Raw genomic sequence first — 21,550 nt, 5'->3', positions numbered from 1 at the left:
TTGCCGGCCGTGGCGGCGGACGAAAAAAAGACAGGGCGGACCCTGTCTTTTTTGGGGCTATGGCGGGGCTCGAGCGGCGTGTAATTATTTGGTGGTGGCAGCGGCGGTCGTGGTGTGCGTCGTGTGCGCAGCGGCGTCTGCCTTGTGTTCCGCCTTCGCTTCTGCGGCGTCGGCTTTTACATCCGCTTTCTTCTTGCTGGCCTTTTTCACTGCCTTGGCCTTGTCCTTCGCTGCGTCCGCTTTCGCTTCGGCGACGTCGGCCTTGGCGTCGGCCTTGGCCTTCTCTACCTTGGCATCGGCTTTCGCAACTTCCTTGGCTTCCTTGGCTTCTGCCTTGGTGGCCGGTGCGGTCGCATGCGTGGCGGTCTGGGCGAATGCCGAGGTAGCGAACAGGCCGGCGATCAGGGTAGCGACGATTTTGCTCATGGTGGTCTTTCCTTCAGGAGTGGAAATATAAGTGGAACCTGGGACGCGTTCCGGTGCTGCTGTGCCGATAACGCTGGCCGCTTCAGAAGGGTTGACGTCCTTTTACATCCGGTTACAAGCTCGGGGCCAAGCGCGACCGTTAGCTGCCGAACAGTCGCACCGCGCCCCTCCGCCTACACTGGCCGTACCGGAAAACGCAGGAGTTCCCATGCCCGACGCCCTCAAACTCTATAAAGCCAAGCGCGATTTTTCGATCACTTCCGAGCCCGCGGAAGGCGGCCAGCCGGGGAAGGACGCGCTGACCTTCGTGATCCAGAAACATTGGGCCAGCCGCCTGCACTACGACTTCCGGATCGAGCTCGACGGCACCATGAAAAGCTGGGCCGTACCCAAGGGGCCAAGCTACGACACCCACGACCGGCGCATGGCCGTGCACGTCGAGGACCATCCGATCTCCTACTCCGATTTCGAAGGCACGATTCCCGAGAAGCAGTATGGCGCCGGAAAGGTAATTATCTGGGACAAGGGCACCTGGGAACCGGAAGGCGACCCGCACGACGGCTATCGCAAGGGCAACCTGAAATTCCAGCTGCATGGGCACAAGATGCACGGCCGCTGGGTGCTGGTGCGCATGAAGGGCCGCGGCGACGACAAGCAGGAACCCTGGCTCCTGATCAAGGAAAAGGACGAATACGCGCGCCCGGCCGATGAGTTCTCGGTGGTCGACGAGCTGCCCGACAGCGTCAAGTCGCTGCCGATGCCGGGCACCGACGAGAAAGTGCCGGCGAAGGTGAAGGACAAGGCGAAGGACGCCGGCCGCACCGCCAAAGCCAAGGCGGGCGACGCCGCCGGCCCTGCTGCCAGATCGGCCGCAAAGTCGGCCCGGACAACCAAGGCGAAGGCAGACGCCGCGGCCGTCAAGGCCGCCGACCAGGCACGCGACGCCAGCCTGCCCGAAGGCGCGGTGGAGGCGCCGCCGCCGAAGGAGTTCGCGCCCGAACTCGCCACCCTGGTCGACAGCCCGCCCGCCAACCCGGAGGAATGGGTGTTCGAGGTCAAGTTCGACGGCTACCGCATGCTGACCCGCATCGAGAACGGCAAGGTGCGCCTGATTACCCGCAACAACAATGACTGGACCGACAAGCTGGTGCCGCTGCAGAAGGAGCTCGAGGACATGGGCTTGCCCGACGGCTGGTACGACGGCGAGATCGTCGTCCACGACGCCAACGGCCGCCCGAATTTCGGCCTGCTGCAGCTCGCCTTCGACGGCAGCAACCGGGCCGAGATCATGTATTTCATCTTCGACGCCCCTTATCTGGGCGGCTACGACCTGCGCAACGTGGCGCTGGTCGAGCGCCGCGCGCTGCTGGAAGGGGCGCTGAAGGGGGCGCGGGCCTCGAAACTGGTGCGTTTTTCCGACGAGTTCGGCACCGACCCGGAAGGGCTGGTCGCCGCCGCCTGCAAGATCGGCCTGGAAGGCGTGATCGGCAAGCGGCGCGACTCGCATTATGTGTCGCGTCGCTCGCCGGAATGGATCAAGCTGAAATGCGGCCAGCGCCAGGAATTCGTGATCGCCGGCTACACCGACCCCAAGGGTTCGCGCACCGGCGTCGGCTCGCTGCTGCTGGGCACCTACGACAAGGAAGGCGTGCTGCGCTATGCGGGAAATGTCGGCAGCGGCTTCAATGCGGAGAGCCTGCGCGAGGTCACGGCGAAACTGAAAGCCCTCGATACCGACGTCAGCCCCTTCCCGCCGCGCTCGGTCCCGGGACGCAAGCACCATTGGGTCAAGCCCGAACTCATCGCCGAGGTCAGCTTTTCGGAATGGACGAATACCGGCTCGGTGCGCCATCCGGTGTTCCAGGGCCTGCGCACCGACAAGCCGGCCAAAGGCATCACGCGCGAACTCCCTACACCTGTGAAGGAAGTCGAAATGAAAGAAGACGCCGAACCCGTCCCGAAGAAAGCCGCTTCGAAGGAACCTGAATCGCCGGAAGGAAAACTGCCTGCGACGCTGAAAATCACGAACGGCGACCGCGTCGTCGACGAGCAGAGCGGCGCCACCAAGATGGACGTGGTGCGTTACTACGCCCTGGTCGGCGAGCTGATGATGGAGCACCTGAAGGGCCGCCCGGTCTCGCTGGTGCGCGCGCCGGCAGGCATCAAGGCCGAGCTGGTGTTCCAGAAGCATGCGGATATCAAGAAACTGCCCGGCGTGAAACACATGGACCAGGCGCTCGATCCCGACCACCCGCCGATGCTGGAAGTGGACAATGTCGCTGGCATCCTGTCGGCCGCGCAGTGGAATGCGATCGAGTTCCACACGCAAAATGCGACGAAGAAGGCCTACGACAAGCCGGACCGCATCGTGTTCGACCTCGACCCGGGCGAAGGCGTGGAATGGCCGGCGATGCAGGAAGCGGCCAAGGTCATGCATGCCTTCCTTGACGAACTCGGCTTGCCAAGCTTCCTCAAGACCAGCGGCGGCAAGGGCCTGCACGTGGTGGTGCCGATCAAGGGCGGCAAGGACTGGGACACGGTGAAAGGTTTTGCGCAGGCGATCGTGACCCACCTGGCGAAGACTTTGCCGGACCGCTTCTCGGCCAAGAGCGGCGCCAAGAACCGGGTCGGCAAGATCTTCATCGACTACCTGCGCAACGGCCAGGGCGCGACGACCGTCTGCGCCTGGTCGGTGCGGGCACGGCCGGGCCTGGGCATCTCCGTGCCGCTCGCCTGGGATGAACTCGACAAGATGAAGGCCAGCGACCAGTGGAACGTCAAGAACGCGCATACGCGGCTGGACAAGGGCAACGATCCGTGGGAGGGCTATGCAAAAGCCGCCAGGACGCTGACGGCGGCGATGAAGAAGCTGGGCTACGAAGATTAGGAAGGTCGCGGGCAGATGGGGCTGTGGCCTGCGCCGCTCGTGGTAGGCATCGTCCGCGTGGGCTCGGAGAGCCCACCCTACGAGCTACATCCCGGCCATAACCCGTCGAGGCAAGGCCTGCCGAACCCGCGGCGTCGACCGTAGGGTGGGCTCTCCGAGCCCACGCGGCGTTCGCATGCCACCAAGGATTCGGGCAAGCCCCCAGTACAGCAACTCAGTCGACGTTCCGCCCCAGGCGCTTGAGCGACGCCCGCACACCACGCCCATAGCCCGGATCGGCCTTGTCGAACTGCCGCAGCTGGCGCTCCAGGATCTCGTCCGTCACCTGCGACAGCGGTCCGGCCAGGTTGTCGCACAGCTTCTGCTTCGCTTCATCCGTCATCAGGCGGAACAGATTGCCTGGCTGGGTGTAATCGTCTTCCTGCCCGCGGAAGTCGAAGCGGCCGGCGCCGCCTTCGAGGGGCAGCTCCTGCTCACCATGGCCCATGCCCGTGCCGCCCTTGCCGACCGCATCGATCGTGGCGTAGTTCGGCGCGGCGCCGCCATTGTTGATCGCCATCGTCCCGTCACGCTGCTGGTTGTGGAAGGGGCAGCGCGGCGCGTTCACCGGCAGGTGCTGGTGATTGGTGCCGACGCGGTAGAGCTGGGCGTCGTGGTAGGCGAACAGGCGGCCCTGCAGCATCTTGTCCGGCGAATAGCCCATGCCCGGCACCACGTTGGCCGGCGAGAAGGCGGCCTGCTCGACTTCGGCGTGGTAGTTCAGCGGATTGCGGTTCAGTTCCAGCACGCCGACCGGCTGCAGCGGGAAGTCGCCATGTGGCCATACTTTCGTCAGGTCGAACGGGTTCCAGCCGGTGCGCGCTTCCCAGTCGGCCAGCTGCTGCGGCGTCGCCACCTGCACCTTGACGTCCCACTGCGGAAAGTCGCCGGCGGCGATCGCATCGAACAGGTCGCGCTGGGCGTGGTCCGGGTCCGTGCCGGCGATGCGCGTCGCAACCGCGCTGCTCAGGTTGCGGATGCCCTGGCGGGTCTTGAAATGCCATTTCACGTAGACGCGCTCGCCCGCATCATTGATCAGGCTATAGGTGTGGCTGCCGAAGCCGTCCATGTGGCGGTAGCCATCCGGCGTGCCGCGGTCGGAGAACAGGATCGTCACCTGGTGCAGGCTTTCCGGGGCGCGGCTCCAGAAGTCGAACATCATGTTCGCGGACTTCAGGTTGCTGTCGGGCAGGCGCTTCTGGGTGTGGATGAAGTCGGGGAACTTGATCGGGTCCTTGATGAAGAAGACCGGCGTGTTGTTGCCGACCAGGTCCCAGTTGCCTTCCTCGGTATAGAAGCGCAGGGCGAAGCCGCGCGGATCGCGCTCGGTGTCGGCACTGCCTTTCTCGCCACCGACGGTGGAGAAGCGCAGGAAGGTTTCGGTCTGCTTGCCGATTGCGCCGAACAGTTTCGCGGTGGTGAAATGGCGGATGTCGTGGGTGACGGTGAAGGTCCCGTAGGCGCCCGAACCCTTGGCGTGGACCACGCGTTCCGGAATGCGCTCGCGGTTGAAGTGCTGCAGTTTCTCGATCAGGTGGAAGTCCTGCAGCAGCAGCGGGCCGCGCGGGCCGGCGCTGAGCGAATTCTGGTTGTCGGCGACGGGAATACCGGAAGCGGTGGTCATGCGGGTCATGCGTTCTCCTCATTGCGTGATGAAATTGATGAGGAGATTCTACGTACGGCTCAGCAAAAGATAAACTTAATTGATTTGATTGTTACGATAGGGATTGACTAACAGCTACCGGCAGAGGAAACGCCGCGGCTTCCCACCGCGGCGTGGCACATCAGTAACGGCGTGGTGCGCTGGTGGTGCCGTTATAGGTCTGCTTCGACATCTTGGCCTGGATTTTCTTCCAGACGAAGCCGGCGATTGCCATCATGATCATCTTGCGCATAAAAACCTCCTTGGTGTGAACGGCGCTTTGCCGTCGGTTGAATGTGTACTGCTCTTGCGGGACGCCGATGCCCTCAGCCCGGCGACTCGTTCTTGAAAATCCCCCGGATGTTCATCGCCATCAGCGCCACCTGCAGCGAGATCAGCGCCCATGCTTCGTCGTGCAAGCCCCAGACGATCCACATGACATTGCTGAGGATGAACATCCAGAAGCCGAAGATGCGTTTGCGGGCGTTCTTCGATCCGATCATGAAGGCGGCATACAGGCTGACCGCCATCGCGGGCCATTGCAGGAAGTCGAGAAATTCCTCCATCCGTCAGGCCGCCTTCTTGCGGCGAACGGGCGCCTTGGCCGCGGCCGTCTTCGCAGCTGTCTTGGCGGCCGGCTTCTTCGCAGCCGCCCGCTTCGGCGCGGCTTTGGCGGCGACCGCCTCGCGGCTGGCGGCGCCTGTCTTGCGGCGCGGCGCCGGTTCTTCCTCCTCGTCCTCCTCGGCGGGCTTGCCCGCGCGCTTCGGCGGCGGCGGTTCGTCGTCGTCGTCGTCCGCGGCTGCGGCCTTGCCCGCGCCCTTGTCCGGCTTCTTGCCCAGGCTGGCCTGCAGCAGCGAGACCAGGTCGATGACGTTGGTCGCCTTGGCCGGCTTCTCCTCCGGATCGGGCATGGTGATGGTCTTGGTCTGCTTGGCCTTGACCTTCTTCTCGATCAGGGCCAGCACGTCTTCGCGGTAGGTGTCGTGGTACTGCTCCGGCTCCCAGTCCTCGCTCATGCCCTCGACCAGGGCCATCGCCATCTTGAGTTCCTTGTCGCTGATCGCCGTCTTCGCGTTCTTGCCCGGGATCTTGAGTTCGCCCGGGTCGCGGATCTCGTCGGCGTAGCGCAGGGTGTTCATCACGATGGTATTGCCGACGCAGTGCAGGGCAGCGAGATGCTGCTTGACGCGGATCACGACGTTGGCGATGCCGATCTTGCCCACTTTTTTCAGCGTGTCGCGCAGCAGCGCATACACCTTGTCGCCGCCCTTGCCGGGGGCGAGGTAATAGGGCTGGTCGTAGTAGATCAGGGGGACTTCCGCGGCGTCGACGAAAGCCAGGATGTCGATCGTCTGCGTCGCTTCCGGGTTGGCGCGGCGCAGGTCTTCGTCCGACAGCACCACCCATTCGTCTTCGGCGTATTCGTAACCCTTGATGATGTCGTCCCAGCCCACTTCCTTCTGGGTGTTCTTGTTGTAGCGCTTGAACCCGATCGGGGAAAAGTCGCGGCGGTCGAGCATGTGCAGGTCGAGACCTTTGTCGCTCACTGCCGGATACATCTCGACCGGGATGTGCACCAGCCCGAAGCTGATCGCGCCTTTCCACATGCTGCGTGCCATGCCTTCCTCCTTATCGTCCGACGCGATTCATTCGCCGACGCTGCCGGTCACCGGCAGCACGATGCCCGTGATGTAGCTCGAGCAGGCGTTCGAGGCCAGGAACACATAGGCCGGCGACAGTTCTTCCGGCTGCGCCGCGCGGCCGTAGGTCGTGCTCTCGCCGAAGTGAACGATCTTGTCCGGCGACTGGTCGGCCGGGTTCAGCGGCGTCCAGACCGGGCCGGGAGCCACGCAATTGACGCGGATGCCCTTGTCCAGCAGGTTCGCTGCCAGCGACATCGTGAAGGCGTGGATCGCGCCTTTCGTGCTCGAATAGTCGAGCAGGAGCTTCGAGCCCTTCAGGCCCGTCACCGAACCGGTATTCACGATCGCGGCGCCGCGCTTCAGGTAGGGCAGGGCGGCCTTGGCCATGTGGAAGTAGCCGTAGATGTTGGTCCGCATCGTCTCGTCGAAGCGTTCCTCGGTGATGTCGAGCAGCGAGTCGGCATGCTCCTGGAAGGCAGCGTTATTCACCAGTACGTCGAGGCGCCCCCACTGGGCGACGACGGTGTCGACCGCCTGCTGGCAGAAGTCCATGTCCTTGACGTCGCCGGCGATGGTGACGCAGCGGCGCCCTTCGCCCTCGATGCAGCGCTGGGTCTCGGCGGCGTCTTCGTGTTCGTTCAGGTAGAGGATGGCGACGTCGGCGCCTTCGCGCGCGAACAGCACCGCGACCGCGCGGCCGATGCCGGAGTCGCCGCCGGTGACGATCGCCACCTGGCCTTCCAGCTTGCCGCTGCCCTTGTAGCTTTCGGCCATGAAGCGCGGCTTGACGTCCATCTGCGCTTCCAGGCCCGGCTTGGCCAGGTGCTGGGCGGGCATCGGCGGGACCGGCTGCTCGGCGCCGATCTGCGCGGGCATCTGGCCTTCATCCTTGTCGCCGCTGGCGTCGTGCTGGTCCTGGCGGTTCTGGATCGCCTTCTGGTGGTTCGCTACATCGTCCTGGTTGGCCATCGCGCGCTTCCTTTCATCGTGCATGTTCGTCGTCGAACCAGTATCGGCCGCACGCCTGGACGCGACGGTGCGGTGCCACACACAGATCGCCTGTTCGGTGACGGTCATTTATGTCAGAATTCGCATCGTTATGTAACAAATATGCATGCCAAGGAGAAAACCATGCCGCAGCAGGTCGCGCCGGAAGGCCTTCGTACCGGGTTGTTCGTCAACCCGGCAGCCGGGCGCCGCGCCGATTTCGAGGCCGTCTGCGGTGGCCAGTTCGCCCACCTGGCGCTGGTCGACAGTGCGGACGCCGCGCTGGCGCTGCCCGGCATCGAGGCGGTCGACCTGCTCGTCATCGATCTCGACCACTTCGACCCCGAGCTCGACCACGCCGGCCTGGCGCGGCTGGTGACGGCGCGCGCCGGCGCCCCGACCTTTGTCGTCTGCCCCTTCGCGAACGCGCGCTGGCTGCCGGCCCTGATGGCCTGCGGTCCGGTCGAGTACGCGATCGCGCCGCTGGACGACGCAGACCTGGCCGATGCAATCGAGGCGCGCCTGGCAGGCGGCCGGACGCCGCAGGCGGAACCCAGCCCGCGCGAACGCGAGCTTGACGCCCTGGCGGCGCTGCGCACGCGCGTGCGCCAGGCCCTGGGCGAGAGCGAGGACTTGACGGCGCTGGCCGAGCGCCTGTGCCAGGCCCTGTGCGGCTGGCCGGGCGTGCTGCACGCCGCCCTGTTCTACCTGCAGCCGGGCGGCGACCTGCAGCTGCAGGCGCAGGCGGGCGAGCGCAACCTGAACCTGGCGAAGGTGCTGGGACGCGCCGAGCGCCTGCTGCAGTCGCCGCTGCGGCATGCCTTCCCCGGCCTGCTGGCGGCGGCCGCGAACACGATCGCGCTACTCGACGACCTCGATAAGGCGGGCGAGCCGCAGCTCGCCGACGCCCTGCGCGGACACGGTGTCGGCATGGTGCTGGCGCTGCCGATCCCGTCCGACGGTCCGGGTTCGCCGCGCGGCTCGCTCTGCCTGCTGTTCCGCGCAGCGCGCAGCTTCTCGCGCGACGAACTCGATGCGCTGGCCGAAATATCGGACCTGGCGGCGGTAGGCCTGCGTATGGCCGACCTGAACCGCGAGAGCGAAGAGATGCTGGTGCGCGTGACCCACCTGTCGACGCTCGACGCCTTGACAGGCATCGCGAACCGGCGCCATGGCGAGACCCTGCTCGAACAGGAGATCAGGCGGGCGCGCCGCTACAAGCTGCCGCTGGCCCTGATCGCCTTCGACATCGACCGCTTCAAGGGCGTCAACGACCGCTACGGCCACCCGGTCGGCGACATGGTGCTGCGCGCCGTGGCCGACGCCGCCCAGAAACTGGTGCGCGCCAGCGACGTGCTGGTGCGCGCGGGCGGCGAGGAATTCCAGGTGATCGCGCCGCACACGAGCGCGATCGACGGCCTGAAAATGGCCGAGAAGCTGCGCACGGCGATCGAGGGGACGTCGATGCCCGGAGTCGACCAGGTGACCATCAGCCTGGGGGTGGCGCAGCTGGGGGAGCACGAGAGCGCCGATTCGCTGACGGTGCGGGTGAATGCGGCGCTGGGGCGGGCCAAGCGGGCGGGACGCAATTGCGTGGAGCTGGCGATGGGCTAGGGTGTGCCGACGGTGTCGGGGCTGTTGCCTGTGCCCTTGTTGTTGTGCATGATCCGCGTGGGCTCGGAGAGCCCACCCTACGGGAAACGTCGCAGGCCTCCATGATCGAGGCCCGCAGGGCTGAGCCGGTAGTGTGGTGCGTAGCGTGGGCTCTCCGAGCCCACGCGGATTGGAGACACCACATACGGATCAGGCAACGCCCCCGTCCCTCGCGTTCCTCCCGACGCCCACCCCCGCCGTGCTACTCTTGCGCTTTTGAAACAAACGAGCAACACGATGCTGCACTGGTTGAGGCACTACCGGCGCGCCATGCTGCCTGGCGACATCAGCGCCGGGATAGTGGTGGCGATGATGATGATCCCGCAGGGCATGGCCTACGCCCTGGTGGCCGGCCTGCCGCCGGTGGTCGGCATCTACGCCAGCATCGTGCCGCCCGCCCTGTACGCGCTGTTCGGCACCAGCAGCACCCAGTCCGTCGGCCCGATGGCCATCATCTCGCTGATGACGGCCTCCAGCCTGGCGCCGCTCGCCGCCGCCGGCAGCCCCCTGTACACCACCCTGGCCGCCCAGCTGGCCCTCCTGTCCGGACTGGTGCTGCTGGCCTGCGGCCTGCTGCGCATCGGCTTCATCGCCAACTTCTTCTCGCGCCCGGTGATGAGCGGCTTCACGATCGGCTCCTCGATCGTGATCGCGCTCGGCCAGCTGCCGGCCCTGCTCGGCGCGCGCCTGCCGGCCGTGCACCTGCCGAGCGCCGTCCTCGGCCTCGCCTCCCTGTCGCTCCTCCTGCTGGCAAGATCCCGGCTGGCGCCGCTGCTGCGCCGCCTCGGGTTCAAACCCGTCACGGCCGACATCGGCGCCAAGCTCGCGCCGATGGTGGTGGTGCTGGGCGCGACCGCGCTGGTGCCGGTCCTCGGCCTGGAGGCGCTCGGCGTGCACACCACGGGCCGCGTGCCGGCCGGGCTGCCTTTCCTGCACCTGGCGGCCTCGAACGCGCACTGGCAGGCGCTCCTGCAGCCGGCCCTCCTGATCGGCTTCATGGTGTTCCTGATCAGCATGTCCGGCGCCCAGACCCTGGCCCTGAAGCGCGCCGAAAAACTGCACAGCAACTATGAATTGATCGGCCTGGGCGCGGCCAACGTCGGCAGCGCATTGACCGGTGGCTTTCCCGTCACCGGCAGCATCTCGCGCTCGGCGGTGAATTTCGCGGCCGGCGCCAACAGCCAGCTCGCCAGCCTGATCACGGCCGGCCTGCTGGCGCTGGCCCTGGTCGCGCCCACCGGCTGGCTGGCGCTGCTGCCGCTGCCGACCCTGGCCGCGACCATCATCGTGGCCGTGCTGGGCATGCTCGACACCACCACCCTGCGCACCGCGTGGCGCTACGACCGGGTCGATGCCGCGGCCCTGCTGGCGACCGCCGCGGGCGTACTGGCGCTCGGTGTCGAAGCCGGCGTCGTGGTCGGCGTCGCGCTCTCGATGGGGGCGCTGATCTGGCGCGCCAGCCGTCCGCACATCGCGGTGCTGGGACGCATCCCCGGCACCGAGCACTTCCGCAACATCGAGCGCTATACGGCCGACACCGCCGCCGGCCTGCTCATCCTGCGGGTCGATGCCCAGCTCTTTTTCGGCAATACCGAGGCGGTCAACGAGCGCATCGAGGACGAGATCGCCGCGCATCCCGGCACGCGCCACCTGGTGCTGGTGCTGTCGGCCGTGAATGCGATCGATACCTCGGCCCTGTTTGCCCTGGCCGAGCTGAACGCAACGCTGCGCACGCGCGGCATCGGCCTGCACTTGGCCGAAGTGAAGGGGCCGGTCATGGACCGCCTGAAACACAGCGAGCTGCTGGGAGCGCTGAACGGCAAGCTGTTCCTGAGCACGGCGATGGCCTGGAATGAACTGTCTTCCGGCGAAGTGATGCAATGAGCATGGCAATCCGTCGCCGTGCGCTCTTGAGGTGCGCGTTCTGGTGCGCGCACGCTTGATCCGCACCCGCATGGTGCAGCCCTGCGGCGCGATTGGCTGGGAAGGCGGGCACGAATCCTGCACACTCCTGTTGTCGACCAGGAGGAGGGGATCATGCAGATAAGGATGCTGGATGCCGCCGGCGCCGCGGCGCACGCGGCCCAGTTGCGCGCGCTGTTGCTGGACGCGGTCGCGCACGGGGCCTCGGTCGGGTTCGTCATGCCGCTTTCCGAGGCGGTGGCGGACGCCTACTGGCGCGATGTCGCACGTTCTGTCGAGGCCGGTTCGCGGATCTTGCTGGTTGCCTGGCGCGACCATGTGCTGGTGGGAACGGTGCAGCTCGACCTGTGCATGAAGCCCAACGGCAGCAACCGGGCCGAAGTGCAGAAACTGCTGGTGCACAGCGTCGCGCGCCGCGGCGGCGTGGCCACGGCCCTGATGGAGGCGCTGGAAATGCAGGCGCTGGCCTTGTGCCGCGGCCTGCTGTTCCTCGACACCGAAGCCGGTTCCGGCGCCGAAGCCTTCTACATGCGGCTCGGCTATACGCGGGTGGGCGAACTGCCCGAATACTGCGCTACGCCGGATGGCGCCTGGCGCGCCACCGCGATCTATTACAAAACCCTGTTCCTGCGCGAACGCAAGGGCAGGCCGCAGGCGTGATGGCGGCTCAGGCCTTCCTGCGGTCGGGACCGATGTGGGGCGGTGCCAGCTTGATCGGCGCCGCGTCCTGCGGATGGAGGGCCTGGCGCTCGTGGTAGACGGCGGCGATCGCGGCCATGTCCGCATCCTGGTTGCCGGAGAGGCGCACGATGTCGACCACGCCCAGTTCCTTCTTCTTGTAGTCGATGTAGACCAGCACCAGCGGCACTTTGGCGGCCATGGCCAGGTGGTAGAAGCCGCTCTTCCAGTGCGGACGATAGCTGCGCGTGCCTTCCGGGGTGATCGCGACCCAGCACCAGGGCTCGCTCAGCATGCGGTCCGCCAGCAGGCGCGTCGCCCCCATCGGCGCCCGGCGGTCGACCGCCACGCCGCCCCAGTAGCGCATGATTGCGCCCATCGGACCGCGGAACAGCGAATCCTTGGCCAGCCAGCGGAACTGCAGGCCGAGCGCCCACTTGCCGAGCAGGCCGATCAGGAAGTCCCAGTTCGAGGTATGCGGATAGACCACGGCAATGCCGTGCGGGCCGGGCAGGGGGCGGTAGTGCAGCTTCCAGCCGATCATGTTCAGCAGGCGCAAGGCGGTGCGCTGGCCCCAGGTGGGCAGGGCCGCCGGATGCATCAGGGTGTCGCTCATTCTTTCTCCGTCGTGCCGCCAGCTGGGCGGCCATCTTGTTCTGGGTATTGGCTCGCGCAAGGAGCTGGCGCCACGCATGGGCGAAGCGTTACCTTGCGGAAAACGAAGCGGAGGATTTTATAGCGCTAGGGCAAGAGCGACAAGCAAAAAAACTGGTCTGTTGCGGGGTCGGGTCGTATCATGGCGGCTTGTTTGTCAGAATGATCATCATGGACATCACGATCTACCACAATCCGCGTTGCAGTAATTCACGCAACACCCTCGCAGCAATCCGCGCAGCCGGCTTCGAACCGCAGGTCGTCGACTACCTGGACACGCCGCCGGCGCGCGCTGAACTGCTGCGCATGCTGGCCGCCGCCGGCCTGCGCGCGCGCGAGGCCATGCGCACCAAGGAGAGCCTGTACACGGAACTCGGCCTCGACGCCGCGGACATCGGCGAGGACGCCCTGGTCGATGCGATGCTGGCGCATCCGGTCCTGCTGAACCGTCCCTTCGTGGTGACGCCGAAGGGTGTCCGCCTGTGCCGCCCGCCGGAGACCGTGCACGAGATCCTGTAGGGAGCTGCCGGCAGCTCGCCGGCATGTCGCCGGCATCTCGCCGGCGGCCACGGCACTCAGCGGCTTGCCTCAGGATCCTGGCTGGCCGGCAATTCTCCGTCCGGCAGGCGCTCATGCTGGTAGGCGCCGATGTCGAAACCGGATTCCGTGCTGCGCGGCTTGCCCTCGAAGTCGGGTTCCGGCGCATCGACCACGAAGCCGCGCCCGATCGCGGGCGAGCGGCTGCTGAGGCGAAAATCCGGCGTGCCGGTGCGGCTGTATTCGACGAAGGCCGGTTCGGCCGCGATCGTTCCTTCATGCTCGCGGCCAGGCGCCAGGCGCCAGTCGCTGATCACGTTCTGCGACACGAGGTTGTGGACATAGCGGTTGTTATGGCCGGTGGCGCCTTGCTCGAGGATGCCGTACTTGTTGTCGAAGACAATGTTGTTGGCGACGAAGGTATGGTCGTTCGGTCCCTTCGAATGATAGAAGTCGCCGCCCCCGACGACGATGCCCGAGCCCGAGGACGACACGGTATTGCCGGTGATGTCGACGTGCTCGGCGTCGTGCCACAGGTGGATGCCGGCGCCCGACACCCGGTAGACCACGTTGCTGCGGATGCGCGCCTGGGTGCTGACATAGATGCCGTGGTGGTAGCGGCACTCGGGCGGGCCGATGTCGTGCACGTTGTTGCCGATGACCTCGGCTCCCTTGCCCTTGTAATAGCTGTCCACGCCGATGCCCGCGCCGCCGAGCGACTCGCAGGCCACGTCGAGCGCGACGTGGTGCACGTGGTTGTGGCGGATGCTGTTGTAGGAGCCGCCGTTGTAGATGCCGCTGAGCCATTTGGTACCGCCCTGGTACTGAAAACCGTCGATCTCGAAGCCGATGATGTCGACATGATTGCCGCGGTTGTCCCAGGCGCTGGTGGTGCGTGAATCGAGCGGCGGAACGATCCTGGCGCCCCAGCGCTCGGACGACATGAAGATGATGCGGGCCTCCGGGGTGCCGTCGACGGTGCTGCGGAAGCCGCCCGTGTACTGGCCGGGCGCCACATACACGGTCGTGCCCGGTGTGACGACCTGGGCCGCGCGTCCGATGGTGCGGAAAGGTTCGGACTGGGTGCCCGGATTGGCGTCCGAGCCGGTGGGAGCGACGAACAGGTTGGTGCGCACGACTTCGGCGACGACCAGCTGCTCGGAGGAGCCCTCGCGCAGGCGGCAGCCGCCCAGCGCGAGCAGTACGCCGCAGCAGATGGCTACGAGCAGTAAATAATCGGGGCGCTTCAATGGACCGGACATGGCAAACCTCGTGGACGGCGGATACCGGTCCAGTGTCGCGCGCTCCGAACGTCGCCCGGCCCGGTTTGCTCAAGTTTGCCTTTGAGCGCGCGCAACGTGAGTCGCGCAGGCGCGTGCATGGCCGAGCTTGCCTCAGTGCATTGTCAGCTTGCCGTCACGACCTGTGGCATGTAGGCATCGAGGAATTCGGGCGGCATGCGGCGCGGCCGGCCGCCGCTGATGTCGATGCACACCAGTTCCCAGCGTCCGCGCAGGACCGTCGCCCCGTCGCTGGCCCGTACCAGCTGGAAACGGCGCTCCATCGACAGCTTGCCGTCGCCGCCGACCAGCCAGGTGGCGAGCAGCAGCTCTTCGCCGAGCAGCGTCGGCAGGATGTAATCGTATTCGCCGCGCCGGATCGCCATCGCGCGGTCCAGGCGCCGGTAATCTTCGATGCCGAGCCCGAGCGATTCGGAATGCGCCCAACCGATCTGCTCGCACCAGCGCACGTAGACGGCATTGTTCGTGTGGTTCAGCCCATCGATGTCTTCGGCGTTCGGAGCGAGGGGCAACAGGTAGGGTTGCGGATAATCCCAGTTCAATTCAGGTCCTTCCCGGCACGGCGCCGGCAAAGCGCCATTCTAGCCGGACGGCGCGCTCGCCGTCGCGTCGGGCGGCCTCAGCCCGCGTTCGCTGGCAGCGCTCCCTCGTCGAGTTCCAGCACCAGCGGCCGGTGATCCGACCCGCCCTCGACGCCATCCACGCGCAGCTGCCTGATCCGCGCCCCGAGGCCGGCCGTCACGATGGCATGGTCGAAGGTGAACGGCGGCCCCGCGCCCGGTGCGTCGTCGTGCAGGCCGACCGTGGGCGCGTGGACTTGCCCGGGTTGGGCCAGGTGCCAGGCATCGCTTAGGGCGGGCGTGCCGTCCTCGAACGGGGCCAGCAGGCGTGCGTATTCGGGCGAACCGGGCAGGATGTTGAAATCGCCGAGCAGCAGCGCCGGGGCCGCCCACGGTCTTGCGGTACACGATGACGCCGTCGGGCGCCGCATAGCTGTCGAGCGTGACGGTGCGGGAACCGCCCTTGCGGGCAGCGGCGAAGGCGTCGGCGAATCGTTCCCACTTGCGGTCGGGCTCGGCCGTGATGGGGGAAGCGCCCTTGCGCAGCGCGCGGTCGACGCGTCCCGCCATCGCTTTCGACGTGGCGAGCAGGTCGCCGGGCAAGGCGGCCGGCGCCGGGGTGGCGTCGGCAGCGGCGATGGAGGGAACGGTAACCGGTGGCGGCTGGCGGCCCCGGCGCGGCACGCGGCAGGGAGGGCGGCCGCAGCAGCACCAGGACCGATGCGGGCGGTAGCTTGCTTGCCGGCTCACGCCCGGGGGCGCCGCGCGCGCCGGCCAGCCAGGCCAGCACCAGCAACAGGTGCAGGCCCAGCGTCAGCGCGAGCGGCGTCCATGGCCGCGCCGACGGGCAAGCGACCGCCGCGCGCATCGAGACTTACTTCGGCGCCGTCATGGCCTGCTTGATGGTCACGCAGCGCTGGTCTTCCTGCTGGGCGTCGAGCAGGGCGCGGCGGGTGCCGGCCGACAGCTCCTTCATCGTGCTTGCCGCCGCGCTCAGGCGCTTGACGCTGGCCGGCGTGCAGCTGGCCGGGATCATCGAGTAGGCATAGCTGCGCATGTAGACCGGGCCCGCTGCCTTGTCGATCGCCGGCAGTTGCGCCAGGCGCCGCGCCGCCGTCTGTTCGGCCAGCGCCTTCTGCTCGGCCGGATAGAGGCTGTTCATCGCGGTGCGGATCTTCGAGAACGGCAGCTTCGTCTTCAGGTCCTCCACCGTGCCCAGCCACTGCGCCTTGACCTGCGGATCCGGACGCACGACGGTGGCGGCGAGCGCCGCGGCCTGGCCGCTGTCCGACTTGTCGCGCTGCGCTTCCTGCTCGACGAGCGCGGCCGCGCCGGCGTGGTTGTAGCGGTTCAGGCGGGCGATGATGCTCCAGCGCAGGTCCTGGTTGATGGCCAGGCCATCGACCGTCACGGTGCCGGCCAGGATGCCTGCCAGGCGATCGAGCGCGGCCGGGGTACTGGCCAGGCCGAGGTAGGTGTTGAACCAGCGGCGCTGGAAGTTCTCGTTGCCCTTGTTCGCCAGCGTGCCGTTCCACGCCATCTCCTCGAGCGCCGTGCCGGTCTGCGTGGCCCAGGCCGAACGCAGGTCCATCAGGTCGAGGTATTCCTTCGAGATCGCGACCTTGCCCAGGATGTCGCCGAGCAGCGTGTAATCCTTTTCCTGCGGGGCGTTGGCGAGCACCGTCTTGAGGTATTCGTTCAGCGGCAGCTTGCCGTCACGTACGCCGTCCCACAGGCTCTGCCACAGCATGGTGCGCAGCAGCGGGTCGTCCACCTTGGCCAGGCTGGCGCGCGCCGTGTCGAACGAGCGCTTGTCGAGCTGGACCTTCACGAAGCCCCAGTCCTGGTAATTCGGATACACCAGGTCCGGGCAGGCGCTGCCCGCCAAGGCCGGCACCTTCGTCGTCACGCCGGAATAGGTGACCGGCACGGTCTGCAGGGCCACCAGCTTGCCGCTCTCGATCCTGAAGGTCGCGACCTGCACGCGCTGTTCGCGCAGCGTCGGCAGGGCCTTGCTTGGCGCGCTCTGCTGCAGCGTGAAGTTTTTCACCTTGCCGTTGGCACAGCTGAACTTGGCGGCGATCGTGTTCACGCCCGGCTGGTACAGCCACTCTTTGGTCCAGCCCGAGAGGTCGCGGCCGGCCGCTTCGCCGAGGCTGCCGATGAAGTCGTCGAGCTTCGCGTTCTGGTAGGAATATTTGGTCAGGTAGTTGTGCACGCCCTTGCGGAAGACTTCCGCGCCCAGCAGGTGGCGCAACTGCATCAGGGTGGAGGCGCCCTTCGAATAGGTGATCGCATCGATGTTGTCGAAAGCGTTCGCGGTCGACGGCACCGGCACTTCGATCGGGTGCGTGTTCGACTTCTGGTCCTGCGCGTAGGCGGCCTGCTTGCCGGTCGAGTAGAAGTGCTGCCAGGCGTCCTTGAACTCGGTCGCCTCGGCGGTCGCCAGCGTGCCCATGAAGGAGGCGAAGCTTTCGTTCAGCCACAGGCCGTTCCACCATTTCATCGTCACCAGGTCGCCGAACCACTGGTGCGCCATCTCGTGCATGATCACCGAGGCCAGGGACTGGCGCTGGGCGTCGGTCATCTTCGCCTTGTGCAGGAAGCCGCCCTCGGCAAAGGTGATCGCGCCGGCGTTTTCCATCGCGCCGTACAGGAAGTCCGGCACCAGCAGCTGGTCGTATTTCTCGAACTGGTAAGGGATACCGAAGTAATTGTCGAAGAAGGCCAGGCCGTCCTTCGTGTAGCGGAACCAGTCTTCCGGCGCGACCTGGGCGGCCACCGACTGGCGTGCCAGCAGGCGCATCGGGTACTTGCCGCTCCTGTCTTCCCACACTTTATAGGGGCCGGCATGCAGCGAGAAGTTATACGGGCTCAGCTTTTTCGACTTCGGGAAGACCCAGCGCTTGCTCGTTCCAGCTTCTTCGATCCGGGTCTCGCGCGTGGTCGAGACCACTTGCCAGTCGGCGGGCGCGGTCGCCGTGACCTGGTAAGTTGCCTTCAGATCCGGCTGGTCGAAGACGGCGAACATCTGGTGCGCGGCTGCCGGTTCGAAGTGCGAGTAGGTATAGACCCGGCCGTCGACCGGATCGACCATGCGGTGCAGGCCTTCGCCGTTGGTGCTGTGCAGGCGCTCGTAGGCGATGACGACCGTGTTGCGGCCCTGTGCCAGGTCGGCGGCGGCGATCGTCAGGAACCAGTTGTTGTACTTGGCGTCGACCTGCTTGCCGTTGACCGTGACCGATTTCACGGTCGCCTTGTCGAGGTCGATCGTCAGCGGCGCGGCGTTGTCGCTCAGGTCGAAGGTGGCGGTGGTCACGCCGCTGAAGCTTTCCTTGCCGGTCAGCGTGAATTCGAGCGCGTAGTCGACGTTCGACACGCGCGCCGACCGTGCGGCGGCGTCAGCCTGCGAAAGGAAAGCGTTCTCGGCGCGCGGGGCCGCAGCGGCGGCGTGGGCGTTACCGAAGGCGAAAGCGGAGGCGGCGAAAGCGGTCGCGATGGCGAGCGTCATCGCGCGTGGTGCAAAAATAGTCAAGATGTGTCCCGGTTTTATTGTGTGCGCCGCCAGCCGGCGCACCTTGCGAATCGCGAAAGAATAGCATGGGCGCAACAGCAATTACAGGGGCAAAAGAACAGGGCAGCGAGGCATGCATATTTTGTACATATGCTGTCAATACGGGCGCCGTTCGCTGCGCCGGACATGAAAAAGGCCGGCTCTTGCGGGCCGGCCTTCATGCGAGCAGAGGACTTTTTATGAGGCTTGCTGCAGGGCCGCGTAATCCGTATAGCCCTCGGCGCCGCTGCCGTAGATCACTTCCGGACGCAGCGGATTGAGCGGCGCACCCTGCTGCAGGCGCTGCGGCAGGTCCGGGTTGGCGATGAACCACAGGCCGAAGGCAATCGCATCGGCCTTGCCGTCGGTGAGCAGGCGCTCGGCGGTCTCGACCGTCATCTTCTCGTTGGCGATGAAGGCGCCGCCGAATTGTTCCTTCAGCAGCGGGCCGAGGCTGTCCTCGCCGACGGCTTCGCGCGCGAAGATGAAGGCGATCTTGCGCTTGCCGAGTTCACGTGCGACGTAGCCGAAGGTCTCGGCTGGCGTCGAATCGCCCATGTCGTGGGCGTCGCGGCGCGGTGCCAGGTGCATGCCGACGCGGTCGGCGCCCCAGACGGCGATGCAGGCGTCCGTGACTTCGAGCATCAGGCGCGCGCGGTTCTCGATCGGGCCGCCGTATTCGTCGCTGCGCTGGTTGGTGCTGTCTTGCAGGAACTGGTCGAGCAGGTAGCCGTTGGCGCCGTGGATCTCGACGCCGTCGAAGCCCGCCTTCTTCGCATTCTCGGCACCCTTGCGGTAGGCGGCGACGATGCCGGCGATCTCCTTCGTTTCCAGCGCGCGCGGCGTGGCGTAGTCGCGCTTCGGGCGCACCAGGCTCACGGTGCCGGCCGGTTTCACCGCGCTTGGCGCGACCGGGGCGGCGCCGTCGAGGAAGACCGGGTCGGAGATGCGGCCCACGTGCCAGAGTTGCAGGACGATGCGTCCGCCGGCCGCGTGCACGGCTTCGGTGACGGTTTTCCAGCCTGCCACCTGTTCGTCGGACCAGATGCCCGGCGTGTCGGCATAACCGACGCCCATCGGCGTGACCGAGGTCGCTTCCGAGAGGATCAGGCCGGCGCTGGCGCGCTGGACATAGTATTCGGCCATCAGGGCGTTCGGCACGCGGTCCGGGCCGACGGCGCGGGCGCGGGTCAGCGGCGCCATGATGATGCGGTTCGGCAGCTCGAGGGCGCCGATGGTGATCGGGTCAAATAAAGTGGTCATCTGGATTCCTTTTGTCAGTCGCGGCATCTTACGGGATGCGCAGGATTCCTGCCGAGGCCGCCTCGATTTGCCATCGAGCCAGGCTTGGCCGAGGCCGGTGCTATACTTCCGGCCACTTTTTGGCAGTCGGGCAAGCCCGCGGGGAGCATGGAATGAGCTGGATTTATTTGGTAATCGCGGGGCTGCTGGAAGTCGCCTGGGCGGCCGGACTGAAATACACGGAAGGCTTTACGAAACCGATCCCGACCGCGTTTACGCTGCTGGCCATGCTGCTCAGCGTCGGCATGCTCGGCCTTGCCTTGCGCCACCTGCCGCTCGGCACGGCCTATGCGGTCTGGACCGGCATCGGCACGATCGGGACGGCCGTGTTCGGCATGATGATGCTGGGCGAACCGGCCGGCGCCTTGTGCATCGGCTCGATCGGCCTGATCGCCCTCGGGATCGCTGGCCTGAAGCTGCTGACGCCGGCCTGAGCCTGGCGCGGACGTAAAAAAAGCAGGCCGCGGCCTGCTTTTTTATTTCCTGCAACTTGCGTCAGAAGCGGTAGCTGACGCCCACGCGGATCACGGGATACAGCTTGAAATCCTTGACTTCTTCGCCCAGCTTGACGTTCTCGGCAGCGACGTCGCTGGCGAGCCGGGAGCACAGGATCGGCAAGGCCGTGCAATTGTTCGACGCCAGCTGGGTTTTCGGCGTGCCCTGGAACATGACGCCGAGGTCGGTGCCGAAGCTCCAGCCGGCTTGCTTGACCGCGTTGCCCCAGCCGATGCCGAGGTAAGGCGCCGCCTTGCGGAATTCGATCTTGCTGCTCAGGTCACCCACGGTGGCGGCGTTGTAGGGCACGTTGTTGATGGTATAGGTGCCGCCGCTCGGCTTGGCACGCGCATCGATCTTGTTGCCGTTGTGAACCACGCCGCCGGTCAGGCGGAAGGCGCTGTCGAACGGGTGGTAGTCGAGCAGGGCATCGATCGTTTTGAGCTTCAGCTTGAAGTCGTAATCCAGGTCCGAGGTGCTGCCCTCGTACGACGTGTTGGCGATGTTGACGCCGATACGGCCGTTCAGTTTCGCGGCGAGCGGGGTCGTGAGATGCAGGCCGAGGCCGGTGGTGCCGAGGTCGACGGTTGCGGCGACCTCACGGGCCTGGACGGAACCGGCCGCGCAGGCGACCAGTAGGATAGAAACAATTTTGGTGGCGTTCATCTGTATTCCAGTAATTCAGCGCAGGCTGAGGGCGAGCATTGCCGTACGGCAATCAGTGGCGCCATCTTAGTGTCCGGTATCGGGGCGGGCAAGCGCTATCGCCACCCTTTGCGCGATCTGTTGTGGCAGGGCGACAGGGTGCTTATCAGGCTGGAAACAGGTAGGGAAACGGGAGGCGCGCCGCGTTGACTGGGCGCCATGTGGACAGGCGAGCAACAAACCTGGCGCAGCGGCTGCGCCAGGTTCGGAAAGCGTAACGGTGGAAAATGCCGGCGATCAGGCGTGACGCGCCGGCGGATCGATCAGCGGTAGAACGCCTCGACCTTGCCCTTCAGTTTGATCAGCATCGGCTTGCCCTTGCGGTCGAGGGTCTTGCCGGCGGCGACCTTGATCCAGCCTTCGCTCAAGCAATACTCTTCGACGTCATGGCGGTCCTTGTCGTTGAAGCGAATGCCGATTTCGTTCTGGAACACTTCGCGGTTGTGGAAAGGGCTGCTCGGATCGATCGAGAGCCGGTCTGGGAGTGGGGGGAGGGTTGCGGTATCAGTCATGGTGGCGAATTATCCACTAGAACGGCGGTGCGGACAACGGCGCACGATGATCC

Annotated in this window: 19 protein-coding genes; 6 read left to right on the top strand and 13 right to left on the bottom strand. The window is 66.2% G+C overall.

What is annotated here, in order from left to right; genetic code table 11:
- Nucleotides 1-84: 84 nt before the first annotated feature.
- Nucleotides 85-426, bottom strand: coding sequence for a hypothetical protein (locus tag LPB04_RS20130; RefSeq protein ID WP_193686243.1), 342 nt, complete (start codon nucleotides 424-426; stop codon nucleotides 85-87).
- A 208-nt stretch (nucleotides 427-634) separates the two neighbouring features.
- On the opposite strand from LPB04_RS20130, the gene ligD reads away from it, so the two are divergent.
- Nucleotides 635-3,313 (top strand): DNA ligase D, encoded by a 2,679-nt coding sequence (ligD, locus tag LPB04_RS20125; RefSeq protein WP_193686242.1) that lies wholly within the window; start codon nucleotides 635-637, stop codon nucleotides 3,311-3,313.
- Between the two features lie 214 nt (nucleotides 3,314-3,527).
- Here ligD and LPB04_RS20120 read toward each other — a convergent pair whose 3' ends face one another.
- From LPB04_RS20120 to LPB04_RS20105, 4 genes are all read right to left on the bottom strand, one after another.
- On the bottom strand, nucleotides 3,528-4,985 hold the full coding sequence (locus LPB04_RS20120) for a catalase (RefSeq protein ID WP_193686241.1): 1,458 nt from the start codon (nucleotides 4,983-4,985) through the stop codon (nucleotides 3,528-3,530).
- A 335-nt stretch (nucleotides 4,986-5,320) separates the two neighbouring features.
- Nucleotides 5,321-5,560 carry a hypothetical protein gene (locus tag LPB04_RS20115; RefSeq protein WP_193686240.1) on the bottom strand — a complete coding sequence of 80 codons (240 nt, stop codon included), beginning with the start codon at nucleotides 5,558-5,560 and terminating at the stop codon, nucleotides 5,321-5,323.
- 3 nt (nucleotides 5,561-5,563) lie between these two features.
- A complete protein-coding gene (gene ku / locus LPB04_RS20110; RefSeq protein WP_193686239.1) occupies nucleotides 5,564-6,613 on the bottom strand; it encodes a non-homologous end joining protein Ku in 1,050 nt (349 codons plus the stop codon).
- 27 nt (nucleotides 6,614-6,640) lie between these two features.
- Entirely contained in the window at nucleotides 6,641-7,606 is a 966-nt protein-coding gene (locus tag LPB04_RS20105; RefSeq protein WP_193689113.1) for an SDR family oxidoreductase, read from the bottom strand.
- A gap of 162 nt (nucleotides 7,607-7,768) precedes the next feature.
- Between LPB04_RS20105 and LPB04_RS20100 the strand changes: the two genes are divergently transcribed.
- The 3 genes from LPB04_RS20100 to LPB04_RS20090 all read left to right on the top strand — a co-directional run bounded on the left by LPB04_RS20100 (nucleotide 7,769) and on the right by LPB04_RS20090 (nucleotide 11,860).
- A complete protein-coding gene (locus LPB04_RS20100) occupies nucleotides 7,769-9,238 on the top strand; it encodes a GGDEF domain-containing protein (RefSeq protein WP_193686238.1) in 1,470 nt (489 codons plus the stop codon).
- Between the two features lie 276 nt (nucleotides 9,239-9,514).
- Nucleotides 9,515-11,161: a SulP family inorganic anion transporter gene (locus tag LPB04_RS20095; protein WP_193686237.1), complete on the top strand. Its 1,647-nt coding sequence runs from the start codon at nucleotides 9,515-9,517 to the stop codon at nucleotides 11,159-11,161.
- 153 nt (nucleotides 11,162-11,314) lie between these two features.
- The gene (locus LPB04_RS20090) at nucleotides 11,315-11,860 is read left to right on the top strand and encodes a GNAT family N-acetyltransferase (RefSeq protein WP_193686236.1); all 546 of its coding nucleotides are present in this window, start codon (nucleotides 11,315-11,317) and stop codon (nucleotides 11,858-11,860) included.
- A 7-nt stretch (nucleotides 11,861-11,867) separates the two neighbouring features.
- Here LPB04_RS20090 and LPB04_RS20085 read toward each other — a convergent pair whose 3' ends face one another.
- Complete coding sequence (locus tag LPB04_RS20085; protein ID WP_193686235.1) at nucleotides 11,868-12,494, bottom strand: 1-acyl-sn-glycerol-3-phosphate acyltransferase; 627 nt, start codon at nucleotides 12,492-12,494, stop codon at nucleotides 11,868-11,870.
- Between the two features lie 209 nt (nucleotides 12,495-12,703).
- On the opposite strand from LPB04_RS20085, the gene arsC reads away from it, so the two are divergent.
- A complete protein-coding gene (gene arsC / locus LPB04_RS20080) occupies nucleotides 12,704-13,051 on the top strand; it encodes an arsenate reductase (glutaredoxin) (protein ID WP_193686234.1) in 348 nt (115 codons plus the stop codon).
- 56 nt (nucleotides 13,052-13,107) lie between these two features.
- Here the strand turns inward: arsC and LPB04_RS20075 are convergent, their stop codons facing one another.
- The 5 genes from LPB04_RS20075 to LPB04_RS20055 all read right to left on the bottom strand — a co-directional run bounded on the left by LPB04_RS20075 (nucleotide 13,108) and on the right by LPB04_RS20055 (nucleotide 19,746).
- Complete coding sequence (locus LPB04_RS20075) at nucleotides 13,108-14,331, bottom strand: right-handed parallel beta-helix repeat-containing protein (protein WP_193686233.1); 1,224 nt, start codon at nucleotides 14,329-14,331, stop codon at nucleotides 13,108-13,110.
- Between the two features lie 143 nt (nucleotides 14,332-14,474).
- Nucleotides 14,475-14,912, bottom strand: a complete 438-nt coding sequence (locus LPB04_RS20070) for an acyl-CoA thioesterase (protein WP_193686232.1) — start codon at nucleotides 14,910-14,912, stop codon at nucleotides 14,475-14,477.
- 77 nt (nucleotides 14,913-14,989) lie between these two features.
- Complete coding sequence (locus LPB04_RS20065; RefSeq protein WP_193686231.1) at nucleotides 14,990-15,361, bottom strand: endonuclease/exonuclease/phosphatase family protein; 372 nt, start codon at nucleotides 15,359-15,361, stop codon at nucleotides 14,990-14,992.
- A 443-nt stretch (nucleotides 15,362-15,804) separates the two neighbouring features.
- A complete protein-coding gene (pepN, locus tag LPB04_RS20060) occupies nucleotides 15,805-18,465 on the bottom strand; it encodes an aminopeptidase N (RefSeq protein WP_227496501.1) in 2,661 nt (886 codons plus the stop codon).
- A 216-nt stretch (nucleotides 18,466-18,681) separates the two neighbouring features.
- Complete coding sequence (locus LPB04_RS20055) at nucleotides 18,682-19,746, bottom strand: alkene reductase (RefSeq protein WP_193686230.1); 1,065 nt, start codon at nucleotides 19,744-19,746, stop codon at nucleotides 18,682-18,684.
- Nucleotides 19,747-19,898: 152 nt separating this feature from the next.
- Here LPB04_RS20055 and LPB04_RS20050 point away from each other — a divergent pair, with 152 nt between their 5' ends.
- Nucleotides 19,899-20,219, top strand: a complete 321-nt coding sequence (locus LPB04_RS20050) for a DMT family transporter (protein WP_193686229.1) — start codon at nucleotides 19,899-19,901, stop codon at nucleotides 20,217-20,219.
- 61 nt (nucleotides 20,220-20,280) lie between these two features.
- Here the strand turns inward: LPB04_RS20050 and LPB04_RS20045 are convergent, their stop codons facing one another.
- A complete protein-coding gene (locus tag LPB04_RS20045; protein ID WP_193686228.1) occupies nucleotides 20,281-20,946 on the bottom strand; it encodes a hypothetical protein in 666 nt (221 codons plus the stop codon).
- A gap of 302 nt (nucleotides 20,947-21,248) precedes the next feature.
- Nucleotides 21,249-21,497 (bottom strand): DUF3297 family protein, encoded by a 249-nt coding sequence (locus tag LPB04_RS20040; protein ID WP_193686227.1) that lies wholly within the window; start codon nucleotides 21,495-21,497, stop codon nucleotides 21,249-21,251.
- Nucleotides 21,498-21,550 lie beyond the last annotated feature (53 nt).

Source organism: Massilia litorea, from assembly GCF_015101885.1.
GTDB classification, from domain to species: domain Bacteria; phylum Pseudomonadota; class Gammaproteobacteria; order Burkholderiales; family Burkholderiaceae_D; genus Telluria; species Telluria litorea.
This window is presented reverse-complemented; position numbering and strand designations above follow the sequence as displayed.